This window comes from Mycobacterium sp. DL592, assembly GCF_011694515.1.
GTDB lineage: Bacteria > Actinomycetota > Actinomycetes > Mycobacteriales > Mycobacteriaceae > Mycobacterium.
The window spans coordinates 780,075-790,347 of sequence record NZ_CP050192.1; the positions used below are offsets into that span (position 1 = coordinate 780,075).

The 10,273-nt window shown below is 66.5% G+C and carries 12 protein-coding genes; 9 read left to right on the forward strand and 3 right to left on the reverse strand.

Going from position 1 to position 10,273, the window contains the following annotated elements:
• Complete coding sequence (locus HBE64_RS03865) at positions 1–879, forward strand: phosphatase PAP2 family protein (protein WP_167097940.1); 879 nt, start codon at positions 1–3, stop codon at positions 877–879.
• Here the strand turns inward: HBE64_RS03865 and HBE64_RS03870 are convergent.
• Together HBE64_RS03870 and HBE64_RS03875 are read right to left on the reverse strand one after the other, a co-directional pair.
• Entirely contained in the window at positions 876–1,505 is a 630-nt protein-coding gene (locus HBE64_RS03870) for a hypothetical protein (protein ID WP_208300557.1), read from the reverse strand. The two genes, HBE64_RS03865 and HBE64_RS03870, sit on opposite strands and share 4 nt — an antisense overlap.
• Before the next feature lie 2 nt (positions 1,506–1,507).
• Positions 1,508–2,338: a M23 family metallopeptidase gene (locus HBE64_RS03875; RefSeq protein ID WP_371744085.1), complete on the reverse strand. Its 831-nt coding sequence runs from the start codon at positions 2,336–2,338 to the stop codon at positions 1,508–1,510.
• On the opposite strand from HBE64_RS03875, the gene HBE64_RS24955 reads away from it, so the two are divergent.
• The 4 genes from HBE64_RS24955 (at position 2,333) to HBE64_RS03890 (ending at position 6,532) form a co-directional block, all read left to right on the forward strand.
• Positions 2,333–2,521, forward strand: coding sequence for a hypothetical protein (locus HBE64_RS24955; protein WP_371744086.1), 189 nt, complete (start codon positions 2,333–2,335; stop codon positions 2,519–2,521). The genes HBE64_RS03875 and HBE64_RS24955 overlap by 6 nt on opposite strands.
• A 268-nt stretch (positions 2,522–2,789) precedes the next feature.
• Complete coding sequence (sucC, locus tag HBE64_RS03880; protein ID WP_167097944.1) at positions 2,790–3,953, forward strand: ADP-forming succinate--CoA ligase subunit beta; 1,164 nt, start codon at positions 2,790–2,792, stop codon at positions 3,951–3,953.
• A 15-nt stretch (positions 3,954–3,968) separates the two neighbouring features.
• Entirely contained in the window at positions 3,969–4,871 is a 903-nt protein-coding gene (gene sucD / locus HBE64_RS03885; RefSeq protein ID WP_167097946.1) for a succinate--CoA ligase subunit alpha, read from the forward strand.
• 128 nt (positions 4,872–4,999) lie between these two features.
• The gene (locus HBE64_RS03890) at positions 5,000–6,532 is read left to right on the forward strand and encodes an acetyl-CoA acetyltransferase (RefSeq protein ID WP_167097948.1); all 1,533 of its coding nucleotides are present in this window, start codon (positions 5,000–5,002) and stop codon (positions 6,530–6,532) included.
• Here the strand turns inward: HBE64_RS03890 and HBE64_RS03895 are convergent.
• The gene (locus HBE64_RS03895; RefSeq protein WP_167097950.1) at positions 6,529–7,377 is read right to left on the reverse strand and encodes an LLM class F420-dependent oxidoreductase; all 849 of its coding nucleotides are present in this window, start codon (positions 7,375–7,377) and stop codon (positions 6,529–6,531) included. The genes HBE64_RS03890 and HBE64_RS03895 overlap by 4 nt on opposite strands.
• A gap of 169 nt (positions 7,378–7,546) precedes the next feature.
• Here HBE64_RS03895 and HBE64_RS03900 point away from each other — a divergent pair, with 169 nt between their 5' ends.
• The 4 genes from HBE64_RS03900 to HBE64_RS03915 form a co-directional block, all read left to right on the forward strand.
• Positions 7,547–7,954: a hypothetical protein gene (locus HBE64_RS03900; protein ID WP_167097952.1), complete on the forward strand. Its 408-nt coding sequence runs from the start codon at positions 7,547–7,549 to the stop codon at positions 7,952–7,954.
• 246 nt (positions 7,955–8,200) lie between these two features.
• The gene (locus HBE64_RS03905) at positions 8,201–8,347 is read left to right on the forward strand and encodes a hypothetical protein (RefSeq protein ID WP_167097954.1); all 147 of its coding nucleotides are present in this window, start codon (positions 8,201–8,203) and stop codon (positions 8,345–8,347) included.
• Positions 8,348–8,437: 90 nt separating this feature from the next.
• A complete protein-coding gene (gene sfnG, locus HBE64_RS03910; RefSeq protein ID WP_167097956.1) occupies positions 8,438–9,568 on the forward strand; it encodes a dimethylsulfone monooxygenase SfnG in 1,131 nt (376 codons plus the stop codon).
• Between the two features lie 165 nt (positions 9,569–9,733).
• A partial coding sequence (locus HBE64_RS03915; protein WP_167097958.1) for a DUF5336 domain-containing protein occupies positions 9,734–10,273 on the forward strand: 540 nt, incomplete at its 3' end.

The following is a 10,273-nucleotide window of genomic DNA, read 5'->3' on the forward strand; positions in this document are numbered from 1 at the left end:
GTGCAGGCTTACGGGCCGGGCACCGCCGGTTTCGGGTGGGTCGGTGCGATCGTGGTGGTGCTGTTGGCGGTATTCGTCGCCGCCGCGTTCTGGCTTGCCCGCCATGCACAACTGGTGCCGTGGCTGTTGGAGCGTTTGCGCGGCTCGACGGTGGTGGCCTGGGCCGACCGGCGCTTCGGTGCCGCGGCGGGTGCGCTCGCGGCGAGATCGTCACTGACGCTGGCCGCCGGCCTGGCGCTGCTGGCCGGTTTCGTCGTCGTCGCCGGCTTCGCGGCGGCGTTCACCGAGATCCTCGAGGACGTTCTGGTCGGCGACGGGATCAACGGCGTCGACGGGCCGGCTGCGGAGTGGCTTGCTGGTCACCGTGAGCTGTGGCTGACCGCGCTTCTGAAAGCCGTGACAGTAGTGGGTGATTCGCCCGTGATCACCGCGATAGCGGTGCTGGTGACCGCCGTCGTGGTGTGGCGTTCTGGTACGTGGTTTCCTGCCGTCGTCGCGGTGGTCGGCACCGTCGGCATCGGGTTGGTCATATTCACTGCCAAGTGGGTCGTCGGCCGGAGCCGGCCCGCACCGCGGTTCGCGCTGCTGGTGGAGGACGGCTACTCCTTTCCGTCCGGGCACGCGACGGGCACGGCCGCGATCGCCTTGCTCTGCGCGTGGACGGTGAGCCGGTGGGTGGTCACGTCGTGGGCGGGGCGCGTTGTGGTGTGGGCCGTCGCCGTCGGGGTCACCGGAGCAGTCGGATTCTCCAGGGTCTACCTGGGTGTGCACTTCGTCAGCGATGTGCTGGCGGGCTGGCTGCTGGGCGCGGCGTGGGCGGGTGCGGTGATCGGGGTGGCCTCGTGGTGGGACAGTACCCGGTCACGGCGGTCCGGCTAGCGGATGCGGCACCAGCGCTTGGTCGAAGAGTGCAGTGCCAGAACAACACTGGCCAGTGGCAGCACCGGGATCAGGTACACCGGCCACGGGATGCGCGCGCCGGCGACGAACACGCTGCCGAACGTCAACAGGGCGACCACGGCGCCGAAGGTGATCAGATAGCTGCCCACCGAGCGTCGCAGCAGAAGCAGGATCACCCCTGACACAGTGGTCGCCGCGAACAGCAGCGTCAGGAAACCCACTGCGACACAGAACAATCGGTCGGTGTGCCACCACCCGGTGATCAGGTCCGTAGCCACCACTGACGTCGCCCAGCCGCTGACGATGCTGACCGCGCTCGCGGCGATCGCGGTCCGGCCGGTGGAGATGTCGATGACGGCCGCGGCGCGGGGCGCGACGGTCACCGGTTCCGCGCGGCGGATCAGCCCGGTGGGGGCTTCCTGGTCGGTCGGCCGCGGAATGTGCGTTGTACGTTGCTCGGCGACCTGCGGGACCGGACCGGTCGGCGCGCGGCGGATGATGCCGGTGCGGGTGTCGTCGGGCGGGGGAATGGGCGGGGGAATGGGCACTGACGGCTGGCGCCGGATGATCGGCGAGGTGGAACGGGGATCGTTCGGGTGAGCCACGCTCAGCCGACGTAGGGCCCGAGCGATATGCCCCGGGCGGCGAGCCACGGCACCGGGTCGATGAAGTTCGTGCCGTTCTGCAGAACCGAGAAGTGCAGGTGCGGGCCAGTGGAGTTGCCGCGGTTGCCGATAGTGGCGATCTGGTCGCCCGCGAACACCCGCTGACCGATCTGCACGTTCCAGGTGTTGACGTGGCCGTAGAGCGTCACTGAGCCGTCGGAGTGCCGGATCTTGACCCACGCGCCGTAGCCGGCCGTCGGTCCCGCGTCGACGACGACCCCGTCGCCCGCGGCGTAGATCGGGGTGCCGATGGGGCCCGCGAGGTCGATACCGGCGTGCAGCGCCCCCCAGCGGTAGCCGAAGCCCGAGGTGAACACGCCCTTGGTCGGCAGGACGAACAGTGGCCGCTGGAGCCGGGCTTCGCGCTCGGCGCGTTCCTGGGCGAACGCCGCGCCCTTGGACAGCTCCTCGCTGTGCACGGATGCGTCGGCGACTGGCGTCACCGCGATGAGCTGCATCCCGCGCGGTGTGGTCACGCCGCCCTCGATCGGGGTCTTGTCGGCAGCCAGCACGGTCTGGGTGGTGGTCTCGGTCGGCGGCTTCACCGCGGTGTAGGCAGCAGCGGCAGCAGCGCCGGCGGCCATCGCAGCGATCATCACGCGGCCCTTGGCGGCGCTGGTCGGCTGGCGGCGGTGCTGCGGCGTGCGCGGCAGGATGTCGGTGATTTCGGAGTTGGTGAACATCGGCTGCTCGGCGCGGTCGCTGTCCCGTTTGGCGGCGAACTCGGTGGGTACCACCAGTCGCAGCGGGGTCAGGTCGTCGGCGTCATGCATGTCATCAAGTTCCGGGGAGTGCACGACCTGCGACTCGGTGTCGAAGGCGGAGTGCTCGCGGAAGTCTACGTCGCAGAGATCACCGAACTCGTTAAAGGGGATGATGTCGGTGACGTCGACCCGCTCGGGATCAAAAGCCCTGGTCGCGGCATGTGCGGAACGATCGTCTCCGAGGAGACCTGAGTCCGTCCGATGCTGCCGCAAAGCTGAATACCCCTCGTACCGTAATCAAAGCGTTATCTAGACCCCAGAGACGTTAACCAATCTCCAATGCGGGTGGCAACCGATGCGGGTATTCCTCAGGAGATTGTGAGTTGAATCACTCGGACCCCTCGGTGAGATGTGCCACATGAGTGGTAGGCGGGGCTAGCGCCTTTCGCGCGTGTCGATACAGTTCCCCCGGAGCGACTTCCCCCATACAAATTGTCAGCGCCGACCAGACAGTGAGCACATGGATCTCTTCGAATATCAGGCGAAGGAATTGTTCGCCAAGCACAACGTTCCCACCACCCCGGGCCGGGTCACCGACTCGCCGGAGGACGCCAAGGCCATCGCCGAGGAAATCGGTAAGCCGGTGATGGTCAAGGCCCAGGTCAAGGTGGGTGGCCGCGGTAAGGCCGGTGGCGTCAAGTACGCCGCGACCCCTGAGGATGCCTACACCCACGCACAGAACATCCTCGGCCTGGACATCAAGGGCCACGTGGTGAAGAAGTTGCTGGTCGCCGAGGCCAGCGACATCGCCGAGGAGTACTACATCTCCTTCCTGCTCGACCGCTCCAACCGGACCTACCTGGCGATGTGCTCGGTCGAAGGCGGCATGGAGATCGAAGAGGTCGCCGCCACCAAGCCGGAGCGCCTCGCCAAGGTGCCTGTCGACGCCGTAAAGGGTGTCGACCTGGCTTTCGCCCGTTCGATCGCCGAGCAGGGCCACCTGCCCGCCGAGGTGCTCGACGCCGCAGCCGTCACCATCCAGAAGCTCTGGGAGGTGTTCGTCGGAGAGGACGCCACCCTGGTCGAGGTCAACCCGCTGGTGCGCACGCCGGATGACCAGATCCTGGCGCTGGACGGCAAGGTCACGCTCGACGCCAACGCCGACTTCCGCCAGCCCGGCCACGCCGAGTTCGAGGACCGCGACGCCACCGACCCGCTGGAACTCAAGGCCAAGGAGAACGACCTCAACTACGTCAAGCTCGACGGCGAGGTCGGCATCATCGGTAACGGCGCCGGCCTGGTCATGTCGACCCTGGACGTCGTGGCCTACGCCGGTGAGAAGCACGGCGGCGTCAAGCCCGCCAACTTCCTCGACATCGGCGGCGGTGCGTCGGCCGAGGTGATGGCCAACGGCCTCGACGTCATCCTCGGCGACAGCCAGGTCAAGAGCGTGTTCGTCAACGTCTTCGGCGGCATCACCGCCTGCGACGCGGTCGCCAACGGCATCGTCAAGGCGCTGCAGATCCTGGGTGACGAGGCCAACAAGCCGCTCGTCGTCCGCCTCGACGGCAACAACGTCGACGAAGGCCGCCGCATCCTCGCCGAGGCCAACCACCCGCTGGTGATCCAGGCCGAGACCATGGACTCCGGTGCCGACAAAGCCGCCGAGCTGGCCAACAAGTAAGGGATCCAACGAAATATGTCTATCTTCCTGAACAAGGACAGCAAGGTCATCGTCCAGGGCATCACCGGCGGTGAGGGCACCAAGCACACCGCGCTCATGCTCAAGGCCGGCACCCAGGTGGTCGGCGGCGTCAACGCTCGCAAGGCCGGCACGACCGTGAGTCATAAGGACAAAGACGGCAACGACATCGAGCTCCCGGTGTTCGGCAGCGTGGCCGAGGCCATCAAGGAGACCGGCGCCGACGTGTCGATCGCCTTCGTGCCGCCGGCCTTCTCCAAGGACGCCATCATCGAGGCAATCGACGCCGAGATCCCGCTGCTGGTGGTCATCACCGAGGGAATTCCGGTGCAGGACAGCGCTTATGCGTGGGCCTACAACGTCGACAAGGGCGAGAAGACCCGGATCATCGGACCGAACTGTCCCGGCATCATCACCCCGGGTGAGTCGCTGGTCGGCATCACGCCGAACAACATCACCGGCAAGGGCCCGATCGGTCTGGTGTCGAAGTCCGGCACGCTGACCTACCAGATGATGTACGAACTGCGCGACCTCGGTTTCTCGACCGCCATCGGCATCGGCGGCGACCCGGTCATCGGCACCACCCACATCGACGCGATCAAGGCCTTCGAGGAAGACCCGGAGACCAAGATCATCGTGATGATCGGCGAGATCGGCGGCGACGCCGAGGAGAAGGCGGGCGCCTACATCAAGGCCAACGTCTCCAAGCCGGTCGTCGGCTACGTCGCGGGCTTCACCGCTCCGGAGGGCAAGACGATGGGCCACGCCGGTGCCATCGTGTCCGACGGCGCAGGCACCGCGCAGGGCAAGAAGGAAGCCCTCGAGGCGGCCGGGGTCAAGGTCGGCAAGACGCCGTCGGAGACCGCCACGCTGGCCCGGGAGATTCTGAAGAGCCTGTAGCTCTTCCTGCACGAACAATCGCAAATGTCCCCGCACGCACTGCGTGCGGGGACATTTGTCTTTGACGGACGTTGTGGTGCGGGCTCGGGTTGGCGCAACAGGAACGTGTTCTATTAGCCTGTCGAACTATGGTCGATCCGCGCACCCCAGTCATTGTCGGCGTCGGTCAGTTCACCGAGCGGGTCGACGACCCCGGCTACCGCGGTATGTCGTCGGTGGAACTGGCCACCGAGGCGGTTCGCGCCGCGCTCGCTGACACCGGCACAGACGTTGCCGCAGTGGCCCGGGCGATCGAGGTGTTCGCCGGGCTGCGGCAGTTCGAGATCTGCTCGCCGTTCACCAAACCGGCGTTCGGATGCTCGGACAACTACGTGCGCTCGGTGGCTCGTCGCGTCGGCGCGGATCCCGCCCGTGCGGTGCTGGAGTCGATCGGCGGCAACGGCCCCCAGAAGCTGGTGACGGAATTCGCCGGCTTGATCGCAGCCGGTGACATCGAGGTGGCGTTGCTGCTGGGCTCCGAGCCGGGCTCCACGGAGAAGTACTACGCGGGCCGCGACGACAAGCCGGACTTTACCGAGACGGTCGGTGGCCAGCTCGAGGATCGCGGCTACGGCTACGAGCAGTACATGAGCGAATACACCGCCAACCACGGGCTGACCGGTGCGCCCGTCCAGTACGGATTGCTCGACAACGCCAGGCGGGCGCGTCTCGGGCGCGGTGTCGCCGACTACCGCCGCGACATGGCCGAGCTGTTCGCGCCGTTCTCGAAAGTCGCTGCCAAGAACCCGTTTTCGTTCTCGCCGGTGGAGCGCTCGGTCGACGAGCTGATCACCGTCACCCAACAGAACCGGATGATCTGCGACCCCTACCCCAGGCTGATGGTGGCTCGTGACCAGGTGAACCAGGGCGCCGCCGCGCTGATCATGTCGGTGACGGCGGCCCGTCGTCTCGGCGTGCCCGAGGAGAAGTGGGTCTATGTGCACGGGCACGCCGACCAGACGGAGCAGGATCTGCTCGACCGCGTCGACCTCAGTATCAGTCACGCGGCGAAACAGTCGGTGGCAGAAGCGCTTCGGGTCGCAGGAATCACCATCGACGACGTCAGCACCTTCGACCTCTACAGCTGCTTCCCTTTCCCGGTCTTCGCGGTATGTGATGCATTCGGATTGGCAACCGATGATCCGCGTGGGTTCACTCTCACCGGTGGTCTACCGTTCTTCGGCGGTCCCGGCAACAGCTACTCGTTGCATGCCATCGCCGAGACAGTCGCCGAAATGCGTGACAAGCCAGGCACGTTCGGCCTTGTGGGCGCCAACGGCGGTGTGATGAGCAAGTACTCCACGGGCGTGTACTCCACCACGCCCGTCGACTGGAGGCCTGATCGCGGCAAGGCATTGCAGGCAGACATCGCCGCACTGCCGACGGTGGCCGTCACCCGCAACGCCGACGGTCCCGGCGTCATCGAGACATACTCGGTGCGCTACGACTGGCCCGAGCGCACCGGGATCATCATCGGCCGGCTTCGCGCCGACGACAGCCGGTTCATGGCCTTGACCACCGACGCGGACCTGGTGGAACTGATGTCAGACGGTGACCCGCTCGGTGCGAGCATCGTCGTCACGTCTGGTGAGGACGGGGTCAACCGAGCCGTTCTGGGCTAGGCGAGTGCGCTGAGCTTGCCCGCCAGTCGCTCGACGTACGCGCTGACCTCGTCGGCGGATTTGTCCGGCAGCCCGAACAGCACCTCGGTCACGCCGATTTCGCGCCAGTGCGCGAGCTTTTCGGGCACCGGCTTGTAGTCCAGTGCCACGATCTGCGGGGCACCCTCACGCCCGGCCGCAGCCCAGGTGTCGTGCAACAGTTGCACCGGGGCGTCGATGTCGAAGTCGCGCGGTGTCGTTATCCAGCCGTCGGCGTGGCGCGAAATCCACTTGAAGGTGTTCTCGGTGCCACCGGCACCCACCAGGACCGGGATGTGCGACTGCACCGGCTTCGGCCACGCCCAGCTCGGCCCGAAGTTCACGAACTCGCCCTCGTAGGAGGCCTCTTCCTGGGTCCACAGCGCGCGCATCGCCTCGATGTACTCGCGCAGCACCGTTCGCCGGCGGTTGGGCGGCACGTGGTGATCCAGCAACTCGTCGGTGTTCCAGCCGAAGCCGACACCGAGGCTCACCCGTCCGCCCGACAGATGGTCAAGCGTGGCAATCGATTTCGCGAGAGTGATCGGGTCGTGCTCGACGGGTAGTGCGACAGCGGTGGACAGCCGCACCCTGGAGGTCACCGCGGCCGCGGTACCGAGGCTCACCCACGGGTCCAGCGTGCGCATGTAGCGGTCGTCGGGCAGTGTCTCGTCACCGGTGCTCGGGTGTGCGGCCTCCCGCTTGACCGGGATGTGGGTGTGCTCCGGCACATAGAACGTCTGGAAGCCGTGGTCATCGGCGAGCTTGGCGGCCGCCGCCGGGGTGATGCCACGGTCGCTGGTGAACAGAACAAGCCCGTAATCCATGCCGAGCATTAGAACGAGTTCCAATCGTCGGGGCAAGGCCGGGTCCCGATCGCGACACCTCACTTGTTGACGCCTCCTCTCGCGATTTGTGTTCAACAACTGAACTTTGGGCGCGGTTGTCCACAGGAGTGACTGGCTGCCACCCCTTCCCGGTGCTGACGATTGCCGTGTGACGAAGCTGATCATGGCCAGCGAGGCACTGGCCGCGGGGTTGGTGACCCGCCGTGAACTGACCCGCAGCCACGTCAAGGTGCACCGCAACGTGTACGCGCCGGCCACGGCGAAGCTGACCGCCACGGATCGGGCCGTCGCCGCCTGGCTGTGGTCAGGTAGGCGGGCGACCGTCGCCGGGGTTTCGGCCGCCGCTCTGCTAGAAGTCCGCTCGATGCCCGACGACGGGCCGGCCGAACTGGTGTGTTCACAGCACCGCCGACCACCCGGCATCACCGTGCATAGCGGCCACGTCCGAGACGATTCCGAGACGATGAGGTGTCCGCGGTGCGGGGCATCCGCTGCACGACCGCCGCCCGCACCGCCTACGACCTCGGTCGCAGATCACCGTTCACCGTTGGACTGATCCGGGTCGACGCGCTGCTGGCCGCGACGGGAATCAGCCTGGACTGCATTGCTGCGATCGCCCGACGGTATCCGGGAGCCCGGCATATTCGTCGGCTGCGAAGGATTCTGGACCTCGCCGACGGGGGGAGCGGAATCTCCGCAGGAGACCAGGCTTCGCCTGCTGTTGCTCCGCGCGGGCTTGCCCCGACCCGTCACGCAGATCCCGATCTGCAATGCCGCAGGGCGTTTCGTCAGGCGTATCGACATGGGTTGGCCTGACTGGAAAGTCGGCGTCGAGTACGACGGCTTCCAGCACTGGACGGATCCACAGCAGTACGCCGGCGATATAGACCGCCTCGAGTTCTTCGCCGACCTCGGCTGGCGAATGGTCCGTCTAGACGTCACTTTTTGACGCCTCTTCTCGCAATTGCCGTCCAACAACTGAACTCTCGGCGAGTTAAACCGGTGACGGGTTCGGGCAGCGTGGCGAAAATCGCACACCGTGACGACCGAACGCATTGCAGACCAAGTGAAATTTGCCTACTGGGTGCCCAACGTCAGCGGCGGGTTGGTGACCAGTGACATCGAGCAGCGCACCGACTGGAACTACGAGTACAACGCGAAGCTGGCGCAGACCGCGGAGAACAACGGCTTCGAGTACGCGCTGAGCCAGGTGCGCTACGAGGCGAGTTACGGCGCGGAGTTCCAGCACGAGTCGACCAGTTTCAGCCTGGCGCTGCTGCTGGCGACCCAGCGGCTCAAGGTCATCGCCGCGGTGCATCCGGGCCTGTGGCATCCGGCGGTGCTGGCCAAGCTCGGTGCCACCGCCGATCACCTCTCCGGAGGGCGTTTCGCCATCAACGTGGTCTCAGGCTGGTTCAAAGACGAATTCACCCACCTCGGTGAGCCGTGGCTCGAGCATGACGAGCGCTACCGGCGCAGCGCCGAGTTCCTCCAGGTGATCCGCAAGATCTGGACCGAGGACAACGTCGACTTCCGGGGCGACTTCTACCGCATCCACGACTTCACCCTCAAGCCCAAGCCGCTCAACACCGAGGCGCGCCCCAATCCTGAACTGTTCCAAGGCGGCAACTCCACCGCGGCGCGGCGAAACGGGGGCTACTACTCGGATTGGTACTTCTCCAACGGCAAGGACTTCGACGGCGTCACCGAGCAGGTGGTCGAGGTTCGCGACCACGCCCGCGAGGCCGGCCGCGAGGTCAAGTTCGGTCTCAACGGCTTCATCATCGCCCGCGACACCGAGAAGGAGGCGAAAGAGGTCCTCAGGGAGATCATCGCCAAGGCCAACAAGCCCGCCGTGGAAGGTTTCCGATCGGCGGTGCAGCAGGCCGGCAGCTCCACCGGTGACAAGCGCGGCATGTGGGCCGACTCCAGCTTCGAAGACCTCGTCCAATACAACGACGGCTTCCGCACCCAGCTGATCGGCACACCCGAGCAGATCGCCGAACGCATCGCCGCCTACCGCAAACGCGGTGTCGACCTCATCCTCGGCGGCTTCCTGCATTTCCAGGAGGAGATCGAATACTTCGGCGCCCGCGTACTGCCGCTGGTGCGCGAAATCGAAGCAGCAGATAGCGATTCGGTGGGCGCACCACTGCTGGCCTCCGCCTGAGGCATGCGGGCAGTTTGCGAACTGCCTGTGTGACACGCCGATGGTCGCCGCCCCCGCGGCGCTGTGCGCTAGCGTTGATGGTCGAACTGGCCCAGCGGGCCGGTTCGAGTGCCACAACCGACGCAGCGCCGCAGGGGAGCGCTGCGTGACAAGGCAGGAGAGGCCATGACTTACCCGCCCAACAACCCGGGCTACCCGCCCACGCAGCCGCAAGGCGCGTACGGGGCGACCGGGCCGTCGTTCGCGCAGGGCGAGCCCGGACCCAGCAAGCTGCCCCTGTATCTGACGATCGGCGTCGTGGTGGCCGGCCTGGCCGCCTACTTGGCGAGCTTCGGCCCGGTGTTCACCGTCACCGCCGAACTCGGCCCCTTCGGTGGAGCCGAACTCACCGGCAGCGGCGGTGGCTACCCGGTCATTGCGGCGGCGCTCGCCGCCGTGCTGGCCGCGGTCAGCCTGGTGCCCAAGACCAAGCCGTATACCGCGGTCGTCGCAGCGGTGTCGGTTCTGGCTGTGTTGCTGGTGATCGCCCAGGTGGTCAGCAAGCCCACCGGTTTCTCGATCGGCTGGGCCCTGTGGCTGGTGCTGGCCTTCACCATCATCGAGGCCATCGCCGCGGTGGCCGCACTGCTGCTGGAGGCCGGTGTCATCACTGCACCTGCGCCGCGGCCCCGCTACGACCAGTACGGCCAGTACGGTCCGCCGCCG

Excerpts from the sequence above, each read along its gene's own strand:
- HBE64_RS24955 (WP_371744086.1), top strand. The coding sequence starts at position 2,333 with ATGCATGTCATCAAGTTCCGGGGAGTGCACGACCTGCGACTCGGTGTC.
- HBE64_RS03875 (WP_371744085.1), bottom strand. The coding sequence starts at position 2,338 with ATGCATGACGCCGACGACCTGACCCCGCTGCGACTGGTGGTACCCACC.
- sucC (WP_167097944.1), top strand. The coding sequence starts at position 2,790 with ATGGATCTCTTCGAATATCAGGCGAAGGAATTGTTCGCCAAGCACAAC.
- sucD (WP_167097946.1), top strand. The coding sequence starts at position 3,969 with ATGTCTATCTTCCTGAACAAGGACAGCAAGGTCATCGTCCAGGGCATC.
- HBE64_RS03890 (WP_167097948.1), top strand. The coding sequence starts at position 5,000 with ATGGTCGATCCGCGCACCCCAGTCATTGTCGGCGTCGGTCAGTTCACC.
- HBE64_RS03895 (WP_167097950.1), bottom strand. The coding sequence starts at position 7,377 with ATGGATTACGGGCTTGTTCTGTTCACCAGCGACCGTGGCATCACCCCG.
- HBE64_RS03905 (WP_167097954.1), top strand. The coding sequence starts at position 8,201 with ATGGGTTGGCCTGACTGGAAAGTCGGCGTCGAGTACGACGGCTTCCAG.